At 60.3% G+C, this 18,344-nt stretch carries 8 protein-coding genes; 4 read left to right on the plus strand and 4 right to left on the minus strand.

The window, feature by feature from the left end; genetic code table 11:
* Positions 1-10 precede the first annotated feature (10 nt).
* Positions 11-1,183, minus strand: coding sequence for an HPP family protein (locus G7048_RS01855; protein ID WP_166066533.1), 1,173 nt, complete (start codon positions 1,181-1,183; stop codon positions 11-13).
* A gap of 225 nt (positions 1,184-1,408) precedes the next feature.
* On the opposite strand from G7048_RS01855, the gene asd reads away from it, so the two are divergent.
* The 4 genes from asd (at position 1,409) to G7048_RS01875 (ending at position 4,209) form a co-directional block, all read left to right on the plus strand.
* Positions 1,409-2,248 carry an archaetidylserine decarboxylase gene (gene asd, locus G7048_RS01860; protein ID WP_166066534.1) on the plus strand — a complete coding sequence of 280 codons (840 nt, stop codon included), beginning with the start codon at positions 1,409-1,411 and terminating at the stop codon, positions 2,246-2,248.
* 178 nt (positions 2,249-2,426) lie between these two features.
* Entirely contained in the window at positions 2,427-2,822 is a 396-nt protein-coding gene (locus tag G7048_RS01865) for a hypothetical protein (protein ID WP_166066535.1), read from the plus strand.
* 304 nt (positions 2,823-3,126) lie between these two features.
* Positions 3,127-3,687, plus strand: coding sequence for an Rrf2 family transcriptional regulator (locus tag G7048_RS01870; protein ID WP_166066536.1), 561 nt, complete (start codon positions 3,127-3,129; stop codon positions 3,685-3,687).
* Positions 3,688-3,822: 135 nt separating this feature from the next.
* Complete coding sequence (locus tag G7048_RS01875) at positions 3,823-4,209, plus strand: hypothetical protein (protein WP_240933128.1); 387 nt, start codon at positions 3,823-3,825, stop codon at positions 4,207-4,209.
* Between the two features lie 385 nt (positions 4,210-4,594).
* Here the strand turns inward: G7048_RS01875 and G7048_RS01880 are convergent, their stop codons facing one another.
* From G7048_RS01880 to G7048_RS01890, 3 genes are read right to left on the minus strand one after another with little or no spacing between them, the layout of a single operon-like run.
* Positions 4,595-6,814 carry a VCBS repeat-containing protein gene (locus G7048_RS01880; protein ID WP_166066537.1) on the minus strand — a complete coding sequence of 740 codons (2,220 nt, stop codon included), beginning with the start codon at positions 6,812-6,814 and terminating at the stop codon, positions 4,595-4,597.
* Positions 6,697-9,489 carry an Ig-like domain-containing protein gene (locus G7048_RS01885; RefSeq protein ID WP_166066538.1) on the minus strand — a complete coding sequence of 931 codons (2,793 nt, stop codon included), beginning with the start codon at positions 9,487-9,489 and terminating at the stop codon, positions 6,697-6,699. Before G7048_RS01885 ends, G7048_RS01880 begins: the two co-directional genes overlap by 118 nt.
* Positions 9,490-18,318 (minus strand): Ig-like domain-containing protein, encoded by an 8,829-nt coding sequence (locus G7048_RS01890; RefSeq protein ID WP_240933129.1) that lies wholly within the window; start codon positions 18,316-18,318, stop codon positions 9,490-9,492. It abuts the gene before it with no gap.
* Between the last annotated feature and the right edge of the window lie 26 nt (positions 18,319-18,344).

Raw genomic sequence — 18,344 nt, forward strand, 5'->3', positions numbered from 1 at the left:
ACGCGTCATCTCATGGCGCGAGCGCGTTTGCCAAAGTTTTGATCACATCGGTCTGGCTAATGATGCCGACCAACCGATTTTCATCATTCACGATGGGCACATGCCGCCTGCCCTTGGCGGAGAACATGGGCACCAGGTCCATGACATGCTGGTCCATGCGCGCCACCTGCACTGGGGACGACATCAGCGAGCCAATGGTTTGCGGCTTTTTTGCACCGCGCCACGGAATGAGCGAGCGCAGTTTTTGACCAAGCCCTTCGGAGGACTCCTGCGCAAATTGCTGATGGAGCAAATCGGTTGTGGTAACAATGCCAATGACTGTCTGGTTTTCGTCAATCACTGGCAAAGCCTTCACTGCGTGGCTCTGCATCAGTTCCCAGCCTTCGCTGAGAGATGCGCTTTCCTTGATGGCATGCACAGGCGAAGACATGATCGCATCACAGCGCAGATCGCCCAAGGTGCGCTGGAATGCGGCTTTGGCGGCGTGCTGCAGCAGGCTTTCCAGATCGCTGCGACTGATGTCGATCACGCGGTTGTGGCTCTTGAGCGCGGCGTCGAGGTCTGCCTCGGTGAACGGACTGGGCTTCCCCAGCGCGGTGGTCTTGGCAGCGGCCTCGGCCAACTTGGCAGGCGGATAGACCCGGCCAGTCAGGCGGTTGTAGATGATGCCGATCACCAGCAGCAGAATCACATCGAAGAGCACAAACCCCAGATATCGACCGGTATGCGTGGCAGGCTCCAGCACGGCCAGCAATGCCAGCGCCGCGCCCGGCGGGTGCAGGCAGCGCATCAGCATCATCAAGCCAACGGCCAACCCCACAGCCACCGGCGTGGCGATCACCAGATGCGGCACCCAGTGAGCGACCAGCACACCGACTGTTGCCGACATCACACTGCCACCGAACACCGCCCAAGGCTGAGCCAGCGGGCTCGACGGCAGTCCGATCACCAGCACGGAGCTGGCCGCGAACGACGCCACCATCCAGAGCCCCGGCGGATGCAACATGCCCCACCAATGGGCCATGGCCGCAGTCGCGCCGACGGCCAGAACAATACCGACCAACATGCGCACACGCTCCTTGCGATCGATCGACAGCGGCGCAGGCCAGAAGCGGCGCAGCCAGTCGGCCAAGGAAGGACGCGATTCGGCGGAAGGTGTCTGCGTTGGAGAAGTGCTCGTCATGTGAAAGATGATGTCCCGAAGCGCTGGCGGAAGTCCATTCGGGCACCCGTGGCCGGTCTTCCGGGCCAACGCGAATCCTTCTGATTATCTTGCCCGAGATCAATACATCGCCACAAGTCAACCATTGGCATCCCCCAAGCCCCAACTCGCCGCCCGAGTGGCATATTTCATAGCAACGCCGCTACGCCAGTAGAATGGCCCGCTACAAAAAAGGATGCAACCCACGTGTCAGACCGACTAGCCGTTCTCCCCCAGTACCTGCTGCCCAAGCAGGCGCTGACGACTTTGATGGGGCGACTGGCCTCCAAGCGCGCCGGAGGCTTGACCACCTCGGTCATCCGCTGGTTTGTGCAGCGCTACAAGGTCAACATGAGCGAGGCGGCCAATCCGGACATCGCGAGTTACGCCACCTTCAACGATTTTTTCACACGCGAGCTGCGTGCAGGCTCTCGCCCGCTGGCGGACGCCAAGACCATCTGCCCCGTGGACGGTGCCATCAGCCAGTTGGGGCCGATTGCCCAGGATCAGATCTTTCAAGCCAAGGGTCACACCTATTCGACGACCGCCCTGCTCGGCGGCGACGCTGCCCTGGCCGCGCCCTTCACCAATGGCAGCTTTGCCACCATCTACCTGAGTCCGCGCGACTACCACCGCATTCACATGCCTTGCGATGGTCGACTGACCCGCATGATCCACGTTCCGGGCGATCTCTTCTCGGTCAATCCGACGACGGCGCGCGGCGTGCCCGGACTGTTCGCTCGCAACGAGCGGGTGGTCTGCATGTTCGACACCCCGCTGGGCAAAATGGCGCTGGTACTGGTAGGTGCCACGGTCGTAGGCAGCATGGCGACCGTCTGGCACGGCCTCGTGAACCCGCCCCGCCCCGGCACCGTGCGCAACTGGGATTACGCCGACAAACCCGTCAACCTGCTCAAGGGCGACGAGATGGGGCGTTTTCTGCTGGGATCGACCGTGGTGCTGCTGTTCGAGCCAGGTGCCGTGAAGTTCCAGAACGACTGGGTGGCTGCGCGTCCCGTTCGCCTTGGCGAGGCCATGGCGAGTTGACTGCAGAAGCACCGCAGCCCACTGTCTCATGCTCCTGTTTTCCGACTAAAACGCTTCCAGAAATTCATTTTTGATAGCGACAATTCAGCGCGAATTCAACGTTCCCCAGCATTTCGCCGAATGCTCCGCGCACACCCGTTCCGAGGCACGGCGTGTAACTGCGTATAATTACACCACTATGCTACGGTGGGTTATTGCGCTGCTCAGCGCGTACTTTGTTCTTGCCTTTGGAGCGTCGGCACATTGCACGACGGCCTATGGCACGCCTCAAAGTTCCGCAGCCCACAGCATTGCGGTTCAGGTCGTCGTCGCCCATGTGCATGAAATGCGCGAGGCCTCGTCGAGCAATACGGACAGCCCCTCCACCTCGCTTCCATCCGCAGGTACAGAGCTGCTCTTGCAAGCTCTCGATGATCTGGCGGTCGACCTGCCGGACCTGCTAAATCCCCCCGATGCGCTTCACACCGAAGCCGCATTGCGCGTGCGCATGATGGACCAGCGGCTGATTGCGCCGCACTCGCCATCGCTCAAACGCAAGCCCAAACCTCCTCGCTTGACCGTCGAACTGGCCTGAGCCCGTTGGTCGGCTCGCGCGTCTGCTCTTTCCGGTGAACATTTGGCCGGAATCGATCATCAGACTTCCGCGCGACGATTGAACCAACAAGCTCTCCAGCCAAGAGATCGCCCGGCGCATCGCCTGCATCAAGCATGCGATACCGCCAAAGCAGGATCTCATTGCACCGGCCAGTTCCTTTCTCCAAAAAATTTGCCCGATGCAGGCCATGTGCGATTGACTTGATTCCGCACTTCGCCCTTGCATCAGAAGCCCAGTTTTTCGGCCTGCCATCACAAGCGCCAGGCCACCCAAGGAGCCCACCATGCGCCTCACCACTCGCGGAAAAATGGCTGTCACCGCCATCACCGATCTTGCCTCTCGCTCTCACGGACACCCGGTGGCGCTGCCCAGCATCAGTGCACGACAAGGCATTTCGCTGTCCTACCTCGAAGACATCTTCAGCGCCCTGCGTCGCGCCGGCCTGGTGCGCAGCATTCGCGGCCCCGGTGGCGGCTACACATTGGCCCGCCCCGCCAGCGAAGTGTCGGTTGCCGACATCGTCAAAGCCTCCGACCGTGCAATGACCGAACAGGTCGATGAAGCCGGCAACAACCTGCGCGAAGATTCGCCCTCCGGCAAGATGACGGCTGAACTCTGGACCAGCTTTCACTCGCGCGTGCTCGACTATCTGCAGTCCGTGACCGTTGCCGACCTGGTCGCCCAGCAGAGCAGCCAGTCTGGCGAAATCGCACAGACCACGTCGCCACGCCTGAGCTCCGCCATGAAGCGCCTCAAGGGCCGCACGGCTGCCAAGACACAGTTCCCAGCCCACAACGTGCCGAATTCGGTATTCGCACTGGCGGCCATGGGCGCTCGCTCCTGAGGCGACACCTTCATAGCACCTGCCATTGAACGCTCAGCGCCCATCAAAGGGCACGGGCGTTCAACTCAGCTTCGCCCTTGTTTCGGCCCACCCTGTGGCTCAACCAGTTACAGAGGCAAGTCGCGGCACACGCCAGTGAGCCGCTCGCATCGGACGAACGGGTTTGCCGGATCAACCCATGAATTTGGACCGGCTGGCAAGACAGTGATTGCCGTCGCGCATACACTTCAGGCCATGTCCGACGTTTATATGAATGTTGTCCACGCACTGCGCGCCCATTGGCAAGCGCACGACAACGCCTACCCCCAGAAGATTGTTCTCACTCCAGCACAGGCAGATCGTCTGCTTGAGCTGCAGCAGGTCGGAATGGTGCCCTTCCCCGACGCTCGCACGACGCCGCGTCGAGATCGCTTCATGGGTGCCACCATCGAAGTGGACGTCAATACATCGGGCGTGTTGATTGCAGTCGATGGCACCGAAATGCCTATCGAGGCAATACCCAAATCCGAACCCAAAAACTGAGTTTTCGGCGACATCAGACATGTTGCGCTGACTGGGGTTCGACTCCCTCGACTCCACTCTACTCAAGCTCGCTCCCGGCGCGCTCTGGCTTCCGCTTGGTCATGGTCATGGTCAGCTTTCCAAAGCTCCTATCGCGTGATGCGCAAAGAGCACGTCAGGCCTCGTTTTTGCATCCCTAAAAAACACAACGCCCAGCACAATGCCGGGCGTTGTCTTTGTTCGTCAGTGCATGAACGCTGCCCCTCGTTCCTCAGCGCGGTTGCGCAATGGTGTCACCACACAAGACAGGCGACGCTCTCGCCGTTTCCTGTGCGTTGATGCTGTCGATGGGCCGGGTGGAAAGTGTCACAACGCTTGAGTTGCGACACTTTCACACCAGCATTGATCAGACCAGGCTGATCTGATGGTTAGCCAGCAAGGTCGCCAGGTCTGTCTGTACGCTGGAGAGCGTCACCACCGTGGTGTAGTCGACGCCATCTCCGTGCGTATCCACCTGAATTTCGGTTCCCGCAACTGTGGTGTTGACCTTCAGGTACTTGGAGATCGTGTCACCCGCATTGATGGTTGCAACACCATCGATGTACATCGCAGCCGAATCGCCTCCTGAAGCTGGCTTGTAGTCGTGCAGGAGTGCGCTCAGGTCGATGCGATCCGTGTTGGCCAACGCCTCCCACGAGCCGACCTTGAAGCCGGTCACCACATCGCTGCCATTGCCGCCCACTGCATCGCTGGCGTTCAACTCGTTGTATGCCAACGTGTCCTTGCCGCCGCTTGTCAGTGCGATCGTGTCGTTGCCAGCGCGACCTTCGATCCAGTCATTGCCCGCGCTGCCTGTGAGCTTGTCGCCGTAGTCCGAGCCAGCCACGCCCTCGATGTCCACCAATGTGGCCTTGATCTGTGCATTGCCCTGAACAGCTGTGCTGCCCAATTCGACGTTGACCGCCGATGTGGCATCGCGGAAGTCGACGACGTCCAGACCGCCGGTCTTGCTCCAGCTTTCGGAGTCACCGGAGACACTCCAACCGCCAGAGCCGTCAAAGGTGTGCGTGCCAGCTTCAGCGACAAAGGTGTCGTTGTAGCCGGTACCCGTCAAGGTTCCCGACGTGACACCCGTGCCTGCCGTTGCCGACAACGCATAGGCGTTTGTGCCAGCGGAGGCTTCGAGCCCATCCCAGGTGACGTTGGAAGAAACGCCGTTGGTGACCTTCAACAAGGTGGCCGTGTAGGTCTCGGACGCATCCAGACCATAGAAGCTGACCACGCCGGACGTGTCGTTCACACCGTAGCCGGACTGCGCATTGAGGATCTGCGCCGCCACCAGCTTGCCCGTGGAGTCATGCAGCTGCACGGTGTTGCCGTAGTAGACATTGACACCCGCGCTGTCCACGATCTGCAGGTGCATGGCGGTGCCGTCTGCGACTTCCTGGTTGTTCTGCACATAGACGATCTTTCCGTTCTGCTGCGAAACGATCAGATCCTTCGCACCATCCCAGTTGTAGTCCATCGCGGCAATGCCCGTGACGTTGCTCAGCGACGAGGACAACACGTTGACAGCCCACGCGCCGGTACCGGAGTTCGAGTACAGCTTGGCCGTCTGCGCGGAGGCATAGGTGCTGAACTTGATCACATCCATCAACCCATCGTGATTCCAGTCCGCAGCCAGTGACAGGAAGCCTGTGGCGGTGGTCTTGGTGGAGCAGGAACTGTTGCGGGTCGTGGCAACCGTGGATTCGATCGCTACGCCGGAAGTGCTCAAAAGCCCGCTTCCGTTGTTGTAGTAGATCTTGCCGGCAACCCCGTCCTTGCCTGTGGCCAGGTACAGATCCATTGCACCATCGCCATTGAAGTCAGCCCATGTCATCGACGCTGCGGTGATGCTGTCCTTTTCGTTCTCATAGAACACGTCGTCCACCGATTGACCCACCGACAACTTGCCCGAGCCATCGTTGTTGATGACCGATAGCGTGTACTGGCCAAGCGCATCGTCGTGGCGAACGATGTCGACGTCACCATCGCCATTGATGTCCACACCGGAAACTTCGCCGAAGCTTTCCTGATCGTTGCGAGTCATGCCCGCATCGCCATTCTTGTTGCCATCCGGAACCAGCGAGCCACCGTTGTTGGCCAGATAAGTGACCGAGTTACCATTGCGATCTCCGTAGGCCAGGTCGAGATAACCGTCGCCTGTCTTGTCGTAGGCGATCACCGCACCCCAGTAGATGGTCTCGTCGCCGATGTCCTGCTTCTGAGCTGCGTACCCGTTGCCCGAGTTCTTCCACATGATCTGGTACTCACCATCGGACTTGTTCTCGGTCCCAAATACGTCGGAAGTGCCATTGCGATCAAAGTCAGCGGAGGTCATGCTCACCACGGTGCGCGACTTGGATTGACCCTGCACATCACCCAGAATGCTGGAGGCGTAAGAAGACATGTCCGTGCTGCCGTACACATGGCGGTTGGCGGCAATCGTCCAAAGACCATCGTCGTTCAGACCAAACGCAAGCGTGTTGTTGGTGCTGTCGCCCGGCGAAGTGGCCCAGTTGGTGTTGGCCCCTGAGTTGTCGACTGTCGCAGTCTCGATGCCCACAGAGCCATTGGCCTGCACCACCACGCTTCCAGTGCTGTCCCTGTGTTCACAGAGTTCACACCCATCGTCAATGCAACGTTGAAGCTGATTTCAGCCCCCGTATTCGCATTGCCGGCTGCATCCACCACCTTGGCAACGTAGGTGTGCGCGCTGCCGCTGCTCAAAGCTTCAGGCAATGCAAATGACCAGTTCTTGCCACTGACCGTGGCAACGCCCAGACGCTGGCCACCTTCGTAGATCACCACTTGCGTACCGGCTTCGAGGGTGTCGCTGAGCGTGCCCACCAATGCAGGCGTGCGGTCGTCTGTCGAAGTGCCGGACGCAAACTGGCCCTGCTGCTGACCGACGTTGTCCACATATTGAATCGTGCTGGTGGTCTGCGGCGCGATAGTGTCGACCGTGAAGTGCACCGCATCGCTCGCAGTGCTGACATTGCCAGCCGTATCCTTTTGCGTTGTGTGGACGGCATGGGCGCCGTCGGACAACGCTGTGCCTGGCGTGAACGACCATTGCCCATCCACACCAACCACCACAGTGCCAAGCGAAGTGCCGTTGTCATACACGGTCACCTTGGCTCCCGCCTCGCCTGAACCGCTGAAGGTTGGCAAGGTATCGTCCGTGGAACCGCCGTCCGCCACCGCACCGACCACATCACCGACATCGTCCGTGACCGTCGGCATGCCCATTTTGGTAGGCACCGTTATGTCCACCTGCAACAGGAACTCGGTCGACGGAGCGCTCACCTGACCCGAGGCGTCGGTGGACGTCGCCATGTAGCGGTATGTGCCTTCCGCCAGCACGCTCGTGTTGTTGATGCTCCACTTGCCGTTGGCATCCGCAACGGTTTGCCCCACGAGACCCCAGTTGCCCGCCGTATCCATGATGTACAGCTTCACGTAGGTGCCGACAGTCGCGGAACCCTTGAGTGTCGGCGTCGTGTCGTTGGTCACCACAGTCGGGGTTGCGGCGTACAGCGTTGCAGTCGTGGAAATGGGCACTGCCAGGTTTTCGACCAAGGTGGCACGGGTTGTAAACGCGTCGGCAACAGAGCCGACATCCGTCAGAGATGCAATCTCCGTAGGCACTGCAGTGGTGCCAGCGAGCACATCGTCAACCAGCGAGTCTGTGCTGATCAGGCCCGTAGTATCAAGCAACGTGGTCAATCCGCTGTCCACTGCTGCACCTGACAACACGTCCGTTACCTCAGCAATTCCTGTCGTGCCCGCCACCTCGGTCGTCTGTGCTGGGTCTACAACGGGCGTTATGGTATCAACTCCCGAAACCACATCCGTAGCTGGCGTGGTCTGGTCGACAGCTGTCGAAGTATCTTCAGGTGGGATTGGCGAAGAAACAGGAACAGTCGTCGCTGTGTCCACCGTCTCGTCCACTGACGAAGTTTCGGTAGCACCATTTTCAGGAGTCGGTGCTGGTGCTGGTGCTGGTGCTGGTGCTGGTGCTGGTGCTGGTGCTGGTGCTGGTGCTGGTGCTGGTGCTGGTGCTGGTGCGGGAACCGGTGTGTGCACTGGCGTCAAATCATCTGCTTGCGCAATATCCTCATCACCCATGCCGTCGATGACAGGGGATGTAGGCGCATCGCCAGCCACCAAGAATGCAAGTGTCTCCGAGGCCGAGCCCACGTTGCCTGCAAAGTCGACTGGACGAGCCTGGAGGCTGTGAGTGCCCTCGACCAACGCCTGCGTTGGCTCGAAACTCCACGTGCCATCGCTGTTGACCTGCACTTCTCCGATCTGAGTGCCCTTGTCCAGGATCTGGACGACGGTGACCTCGGGGTACTCAGCCTTGCCGCTGTAAGTCGGCTGGCGATCATCCGTGATGGAGTTGCTGAGAATCGGCCCTTGAATCGAGCCCACATCGTCGAACAACGCGATGTCATGGACGGAGGTCACCGCAGGCGGCGTTGCCTTGGTCACATAGGTCTTTGCGACATCGATGGAGGAGACATTGCCTGCCTCGTCGGCGAAGCTTGCCTTGACCTCCAAGGTGGAATCCGCATCGCTGAGCAATTCGGCTCCGGGCACATTGGTGGTCCAGGTGTCACCGTTCAGCGTTGCCTGGTATTCGGTGCCGTCCACCGTCACCACTACCTTGGTCGCTACAGAGTCGGTCGGCACGCCGGTCAGCGTGCCCGAGATCGCAACATCGACCTGCGACTCGGCTTGGTTGACGATGTTGTCTTCCGTGACGTTGTTGACCGTCAGCTTGGCATCGGTCACCGCTGGAGGTGTCGAGTCGGTTGTGTAGGTCTTGCTGGCATCCAGCGTGGCGGCATTGCCGGCGGCATCGGTGAAAGTCGCCTTCACATCCACTGTCAGGTCGGAGTCCGTCAGCAGCGCACTGCCCGGCACATTGGCCGTCCATTTGTCACCGTCAATCGTGGCTTCAACTTCGGTGCCGTCCACCATCACGACCACCTTGGTCACCGCAGAGTCGGCTGGCACGCCCGTCAGAGTACCGGTGATCGCCACGTCGGCCTTCGACTCGGCTTCGTTGACGATGTTGTCGTCCGTGACGTTGTTGACCGTCAGCTTGGCGTCGGTCACCGCTGGTGGCGTCGAGTCGGTTGTGTAGGTCTTGCTGGCATCCAGTGTGGCGGTATTGCCTGCGGCGTCGGTGAAGGTCGCCTTCACATCCACCGTCAGATCGGAGTCCGTCAGCAGCGCGCTGCCCGGCACCTAGGCTGTCCATGTGTCACCGTCAATCGTGGCTTCGATTTCGGTGCCGTCCACCATCACGACCACCTTGGTCGCAGCAGAGTCGGCTGGCACGCCCGTCAGAGTACCAGTGATCGCCACGTCGGCCTTCGACTCGGCTTCGTTGATGATGTTGTCGTCAGTGACGTTGTTGACCGTCAGCTTGGCATCGGTCACCGCTGGAGGTGTCGAGTCGGTTGTATAGGTCTTGCTGGCGTCCAGCGTGGCGGCGTTGCCTGCGGCGTCGGTGAAGGTCGCCTTCACATCCACCGTCAGATCGGAGTCCGTCAGCAGCGCGCTGCCCGGCACGTTGGCCGTCCATGTATCACCGTCGATCGTGGCTTCAATTTCGGTACCGTCCACGGTCACGACCACCTGGGTCGCAGCAGAGTCGGCTGGCACGCCCGTCAGAGTACCAGTGATCGCCACGTCGGCCTTCGACTCTGCTTCGTTGACGATGTTGTCGTCCGTGACGTTGTTGACCGTCAGCTTGGCGTCGGTCACCGCTGGTGGCGTCGAGTCGGTTGTGTAGGTCTTGCTAGCGTCCAGCGTGGCGGCGTTGCCTGCGGCGTCGGTGAAGGTCGCCTTCACATCCACCGTCAGATCGGAGTCCGTCAACAGCGCACCGCCTGGAACCTTGGCGCTCCAGGTGCCGCCGTCGAGCGTTGCCTGGTATTCGACACCGTCGACCGTCACGACCACCTTGGTCGCAGCAGCATCGGAAGGCACGCCGGTGAGCGTGCCGGAGATCGCGACTTCCGCCTTCGATTCCGCCTCGTTGACGATGTTGTCTTCGGTGACGTTGTTGACCGTCAGTTTGGTGTCGGTCACCTGTGGTGGCGTCGTGTCCAACGTGAAGGTCGTTGCATCGCTGGCTGCGCTGGTGTTGCCTGCCTTGTCCGTCAAGGTGGCCGTGATACTGTGATTGCCTTCAGTCAAGGCCGTGGAAGGCTGATAGCTCCATGTGCCATCGGCGCCAACAACCGCTGTTCCGACTTGAGTGCCGTTGTCAAAAATCTTGACCTTGGCACCCGCTTCGCCCGTACCCTTGATCACTGGTGCAGGGTCATCCATCACACCACCGCTGGCGACGGCTCCCGTGACATCTCCTGCGTTGTCCATGATCTGCGCTGGTGCCGGCTTGGCTGGCGGCGTGATGTCGACGATCAGTTGGAACGACACAGATGGTGCGCTGATCTGCCCCGCAGAGTCGGTCGATGTCGCAATGAAACTGTGTGTGCTTTCCGTCAGCAGCGTGGACGTGATGCTCCATGTGCCCTTGGCACTCGCAACGGTGCTGCCGACCAGAAGCCGCGTGCCGTCGTCGGCCACGTCGTAGAGCTTCACGGTGGTGCCCGCTACGGCTGTGCCCTTCAATGTGGGCGTTGTGTCATTGGTGACCAACGTAGCCACTGCCTGTGCGCGTTGAGTTATTGAGTCCATTTCTTTCTCCGTTGTCATGTTTGCTCGCAATGCAATCTGGTCGCCGTCGGAGAGGTTTTCAACGACAACCAAATCATCCACCGGCAGCTCTTCGCTGCCGCCCCCCTCTGTATTCCCACTATCCCCGTCGTCCTCGCCATCCCCCATCCCCTCGATATATGGAGGCTCAGGCGCATCACCAGCCAAATCGAACCCGATCGCCGATGTGGGATCGCCAATGTTTCCTGCAGCATCGACCGGGCGGAACTGGAAGCTGTGCGCGCCCACTTCCAACTCATCTTCGGGCTCGAAATTCCAGACTCCTGTATCGCTTACCGTGGCTGTACCGATCAGGACTTGGTTGTCGAAAATCTGCACGGAGGCCACTTCCGGGTAGTCCGCCTTGCCGCTCACGCTGGGCTTCGTGTCATCCGTCGCGCTGCCTGCAGTGATGGGGCCCGTCACCTCGCCGATGTCATCCGAGATCACGACGTCATGAATGCTCGACGGATTCGGTGGCGTCAGCTTGATTCCATAGGTATGGCTAGCAAGCACTTGAGCAGAGTTGCCCGCCGCATCACTGAACGATGCTGTGACCTCGAAGACATGATCCGGATCGGCCACTAGTGCTGAGCCTGCAACCGCCACACTCCACTTTTCACCTTCGATCTCTGCAGTGAGGGTTTGGTCGCCCACCTTCACGCTGACCACAGTCTTGCTGACGTCGGAAGGCAGATTCACGAGTACACCGCTCAGGGTGATTTCTTCGGTCTGTTCGGTGGCATTGATCACGTTGTCTGCGGTGACAGGATCGACCGTCAACTGCACCTTGCTCACATCGGGCGGCGTGACGTCGAGGAAGATCACGAATGGCTCGCTCGCCGAGCTTTCGTTTCCCACCGCATCCACACTGACTGCCGTCAGTTCATGCTTGCCTTCGCTGGTGATGGCGGGATTCACCGTGTACGCCCATTCACCATCGCCATCGACGGTCGTGCTGCCGACCAAGCCACCGTTGTCGTAGATGTGGATCGTCTCGCCAGATGTCCCCGTGCCTTGCAAAGAAGGAGTCGTGTCGTCGGTGACGCCTCCATTGGCCAACGGATCCTTCACGGTTCCCACGTCGTCGGTCACTCCACCGATCGTGGGAGCCTCGGGTGCCGTCAGATCGACAGTCAACGCAAACGTAGCCGTTGCCATGTTGCCCGCAACGCTCTTCGCGTTGACGGTGTATGCGTGCGCGCCTTCGCCTTGCGTCGGCAGGGCCACAGACCAACTGCCGTTGGCATCGGCAACGACACTCGTCACTGGCGTAGTGCCCTCCATGATCGTCACCGTGGCACCCGCAGTGGCGGTGCCCACGAAGGTCGGTGTGGCATCGTCGGTCACACCACCGTTGGCGATCGGACCTGTGATGTCGCCGTAGTCGTCCTTCACTTCGTCGATCAGGAGCTCGATCCCCTCCGTGCCCACGCTGAACGACAGCGCTTCGCTCGGAGGGCTCACATTGCCTGCCTTGTCGGTCAAGGTCACCGTGACACTGTGCTCGCCCTGAGTCAAACCTGTGGCTGGTGTCAGGCTCCATTGACCATCTTCACCGATGGTTGTGGTGCCAATGACCGCGGTGCCGTCATATACCGTGACCGTTGCACCGGCCTCGCCTTCGCCCTTGAACTCAGGGGTTGCATCATCGGTCGTTTCGCCGCTGACCAACGCACCCTTCTTGTCACCGACCTGATCGATGACCTGAGCTGGCGCAGGCTGATCGGGAGCGACCGTATCGATGCTCACAGGGTAGGCGCCCGTTGCGACGCTCTCCTGCCCTGCGCCATCCGTCGCGGTTGCGATCAAGTTGTGCGTTCCGTCGGAAAGATTCTGTGTGCTGATGCTCCACTGCCCCTTGCCGTCGACCGCGACGCTGCCGACCACGACGCGCTCGCCTTCGGCCGACACTTCATACACGGTCACCTCGGTGCCCAGAGTGGCTGTTCCCTCGAGCGTAGGCTTGGCATCCTTGGTCGGCTGGTTGGGCTGAATATTGCCGCCAGCGTCGTCATACACACCCGTGATGGCCGGTGCCTGTGGTGCAGCGCCAGCGACGGTGAAGTCCAGCATTGGAGTCAGTTCACCTGCGTTGCCTGCGGCATCGAGCGGCTGCAACTGGAAACTGTGTGGACCCGCGCCCAATGGACTCGCTGGCTCCACCCACCACGATCCATCGGTCTGCACGGTCGCGACACCGATCTCCACGCCGTTGTCCAGCAGGCGCACTTCGGCCACATCCTCGCCGACCACCTTGCCCACATAACGCGGCTTGCTGTCGTCGGTGACATCGCCCGCGACGATCTCACCTTGCTTGTCGCCGATGTCATCCATCAACGCATATTCGAGCAGGCTGTCGGGACCCGGCGGCGTTGTGTCGACCAGATAGGTCTGTGCCAGTTGCTTGACGGCGCTGTTGCCAGCCGCGTCGATGAACTTCGCAGCGACTTCCAACTGCTTGTCGGTATCGGCTGCCAGGTCACTGCCGGGAACGTTGACGCTCCAGGTTTCGCCACTGACGGTGCCCACGAAATGCTTGCCGTTGACGATGACGTCGAGCACTGTCTTCGACACATCGGAGGGAACGCCGGTGAGCGTTCCGCTCAGCGTCACGTCGCCGTCAGACTCGGTCGCATTGACGATGTTGTCCTCGGTCACCGGACCCACCGTCAGCTGCACGTTGGTCACATCAGGGGGCGTGACGTCCAGATTGATGACGAACGGCTCGCTCGCGGGGCTCTCGTTGCCCGCCGCATCCTGACTGGTTGCTGTGAGCTCATGCTTGCCCTCGCTGGTGAAAGCAGGGTTCACCGTGTACGACCATTCGCCATTGGAATTCGCGGTCGTGCTGCCCACATAGCCGCCGTTGTCATAGATGTTGATCGTCTGACCCGCAGCGCCCGTTCCCGTCAAAGAGGGTGTCGTGTCATCCGTCACGCCGCCGTTGGGCACGTCGTCCTGCACACTCCCCACGTCATCCTTGACGCCGCCGATCGTTGGTGCCTCGGGGGCCGTCACATCGACAGTCAAGCTGAACTGCGCCGTCGCAATCGTTCCCGCGACACTCTGTGCACTGACGGTATACGCATGCTGCCCCTCGTTTTGTTCTGGCAACGCGACCGTCCACTTTCCATTGGCATCCGCAACGACACTGGCCACGGGTGTAGTGCCCTCGAGAATCGTCACGGTGGCTCCCGCAGTGGACTTGCCCACGAATGTCGGTGTGGTGTCATCCGTGACGCCGCCATTGGCAATTGGGCCCTTGATTGCGCCCTGATCATCGAGCACCTGCTGGACCACCAACTCCACCCCTTCCGTGTTGACACCGAAGGTCAATGCATCGCTCGGCTGACTCGCGTTGCCAGCAGAGTCCACCAACACGACAGTGACGCTGTGCTCGCCATCCTCCAGTGCGCTGGTCGGCATGTATGACCATTCACCATTGCTGCCGACAGTCGTGGAGCCGATCAACTTGCCGTTGTCATAGATCTGGACCTTGGTGCCCGCGTCAGCCGTGCCCTTGAATTCAGGCAAGGAATCATCGGTGATGTCCCCTGAATTGATCGGCCCGGTCTTGCCGCCCACATCGTCGATGGCAACAGGTGCCGACGACTTCGCTGGGACTGTGGTGTCCACCTGCACCAGATATTCGCCCGTGGCATCGCTTTCCTGACCGGCTGCATCGGTCGCTGTGGCAAAGAGATGATGTGCTCCGTCAGCGAGCGCAGAGACCTCGATGCTCCATTGACCCGCCTCATTGACGGCTTTCTCGCCAAGCAGCACCGGAGCGCCATCCACCATGTCGAAGACCTTGACCACCGTGCCGCGCTCGGCGGTACCCGAAAGCGTCGGTGTCGCGTCGTCCGTGGGAACACCCTTCTGGATGTTGCCCGTGATGGGACCGAAGTTGTCACGAACGTCTTCGATGGCCGGGGGCAGTGGCTGAGCACCTTCCAGAATGAATTTGATCGAAGGGGTGATGGTGCCGGGATTGCCGGCAATGTCGGCGGGGCGTGCCTGGAACATGTGGTCGCCCTTGGCAAGAGCCACATCAGGCTCGAACGACCACGAGCCGTCCGACTGCACCTCCGCACGGCCGATGACTTTGCCGTTGTCAAGAATCTCGACGTAGGCCACTCCAGCATTCGACTCGGCAACGCCCTTGTACACGGGCTTGGAGTCGTTGGTTGCCATGCCGGTGGTGATTTCGCCCTGCACCGGGTCAACGTCATCCCACAGGGCTGCCGCCACCTTTTCCCAATCCTCCGGAAGCGGCGTAGTGTCGACCACGTAGTCGTGGGTGACCTGCATTTGCGCTTCATTGCCCGCCGCATCGCTCAATACGGCCTTGACGACCAGCGACGCCGGGCCTTCCCCGCCAGCGACCATTGCGCTGCCGGGAACGCTGGCAGTCCAGGTGCCACCGGACAATGTCGCCTCATACTCTTTGTCTCCAATGAGCACCACGACCTTGGAGTGGGCCACATCGTCAGGAATGTTCTGCAACTTGCCGGTCAACGTCACATTGCCCTGAGATTCAGCGATGTTCACGTAGTCGTCACCCGCGACCTTCTCCACCGTCAGTTCGACTTCGCTGACATCCGGCGGCGTCACGTCCAGAACAATGACGAAGCCTTCGCTGGGCGCACTTTCATTGCCGACCGCATCGACGCCGGTTGCGGTCAACTCATGTTCGCCCTCCACCTCGAGGGCCGGATTCACCGTGTAGGTCCACTGGCCATTGGCATCCACTGCCGTGCTGCCGACCAAGCTGCCGTTGTCGTAGATGTTGATCAGCTCTCCAGCCGTTCCCGTGCCATGGATCGTCGGTGTCGTGTCGTCCGTGGATGCACCCTGCCCCAGATCGACCTGCTGTGTGCCGACGTCATCACCCACCGATTCGATCGTGGGGACCGATGGTGACGTCACATCAATCGTCAAGCCAAACTCGGCCGTGACTTCAGCGCCACCGGCATACTGTTGTGCGTGAGCCGTATAGGTATGCGCGCCCTCGGCCTGCTCCGACAACGCAAGACTCCAGTTGCCATTCGCATCGGCCTGCACACTCCCGATGACATTGCTGCCCTCGCGCACCGTGACCACTGCATTGGCGGGAGCAGTGCCCACCAAGGTCGGCGTCACATCGTCCGTGGAGCCTCCGTCTGGAACAGGCTCGGTCAACGGAGCGACGTCGTCCAACGCATGAGAAATCGTCACGGGCTGGCGCACGGTATCCACCACAAAATGCAGTACGTCGCTTGGCTCGCTCGTGTTGCCTGCCTTGTCCGTCAGCGTGACCGTCACGTCATGCGCATCCAATGACAATCCAACGGTCGGGACATAAGTCCAGACGCCGTTGCTATCCACTGTCGCAGTTCCGATGAGAACGCCCTTGTCGTAGATGGTCGCCTTTTCGCCGGTTTCACCATGTCCAACCAATTTGGGCTTGTCGGTATCCACCGCAGGGTTCTCGGAACCGGGCTGCACCTCGACATTCCCATTGCCATATGCCGTGGGAGCACCGGGTTTGGCTGGCGCAATGGTGTCGACCAGCACAAGGTATTCGCCTGTTGATGGACTTACCTGACCAGCACCATCGGTCGCCGTTGCGGTGAGCTTGTGTTCGCCATCGCCCAGCGCGTCCGTGGTCACGGTCCAGTTGCCGGATGCATCGACCTCGGCGCTTCCCACCGTCACCTCGCCATCCCAGATCTTGACGATGGTGCCGGCCGTTGCCGTACCTTCGATGGTCGGCTGCTTGTCGTCCGTCGGGTAGCCCTTCTGAATGTTTCCCGTGATGGTGCCCGAATCGTCGTAAACACCCGTGATGGCAGGTGCTGCAGGAGCCGGACCATCCAGTTGAAAAGACACGGCATCGGTCAACTCGCCCACGTTGCCAGCCGCATCGACCGCCTGTGCCTGAAAGCTGTGAGGACCTGCGGCCAACGGCGTCTTGGGCTCGAAGGACCAGCGTCCGTCCGACCCCACCACGGCGTTTCCGATGATCTTGTTGTTGTCGTAGATCTGGACCAATGCTACATCCGCAGTGTTGGCCTTGCCGCTGTAGGTCGGTTTGCTGTCATCCGTCTGATCACCGGACTTGATCTCGCCAACCACTGCTCCCACGTCATCGGTCAGAACGATGTCGTGCAGCGATCCAGCAGGCGGAGCAACGGGATCGACCGACTGGCTTGCATCAGCCGCTGCACTGGGATTGCCCGCCGCATCATGTGCAGCACCTGCTGCGACATGCACCTTGACTTCACCGTTTTCTGTGAGATTGGGCTTGACAACCAATGTATACACCGACGCACTGACCGCCACGAAATCGCCTGCGACTCCGCCTTCTATCTTGATCTTGCTCGCGTCGAACCCTTTGACAGCCTCGCTGAAGGTGAACGTGAACACGACAGAACCATCTGCGCCAACAATGCCAGAAACATCATCGGTGATCGTCAGCGTCGGAGCCAGTCCATCCACCACCACATCCGTCTTTGCACTGACATTGTCCGCAGCATCGGTGGCCGTCAGCGAGATCTTGTCGCCATCTTTCAATCCCGGATTGGCTATCTCGAAATTCCCGTTCGCATCCACTTGCGCGGTGATGGTCTTTCCACTTGGAAGCGTCAATGTGACCGTCGAGTGGGGTTCTGCATGACCGACGATCGGATCGGTTGCATTGACCGGCTCCACCTTCGGAGCCGCAGGAGCCAGCGCATCCACAATCACCGTGACGGGATCGCTGTCCGCCCCGTCAGGACTGGTCGCAACCACGGTGATTTCGTCCTTGTCCTTCAAGCCGGGATTGGGGACCGAAAACTTCCCATCTGCACCAACAATTGCGCTGGCGGTTGTTCCATCGGGCATGGTCACTGTCACTGTAGCCCCAGGATCTGCAAAACCCGTGATAGGTTTGACACCATTCACAGGATCGACTTGTGGAGTCTTCAACTTCTCTAGCGTGGGGCCATTGCTATGCCCGTCATACATCGCAGCCGCAATCGTCAGAGCAGCAAGCGCCGAATGCCAAACCCCGAGCACGGCATCACGCTCATCGGATGGGCCAGGCTCGGCGAGCAACGGATCAATCGACTGAATGCTGGTGAAACCGAATGGGACAGCACCGGAATCACTGCCCTGCCCCACATTCACCAGCCACTGCCCCTCGAGATCGTCTTCGAGCACCAGATTGTTGTGACGCCCATCCAGCGTCAGGAAATAGCCACGCACGGTGACGACCTGACCATTGCCCAAGGTGACGAGCAAGTCATCCCCTTGCCGGACGATGCCCTTGATATCAGCACGTGTGACGTTGAGCTGAACGACCGAGGCCTCTTTCAGAGTCACGTCGGACCCCACTCCATACTTGGACA

Source organism: Diaphorobacter sp. HDW4B, from assembly GCF_011305535.1.
GTDB lineage: Bacteria > Pseudomonadota > Gammaproteobacteria > Burkholderiales > Burkholderiaceae_C > Diaphorobacter_A.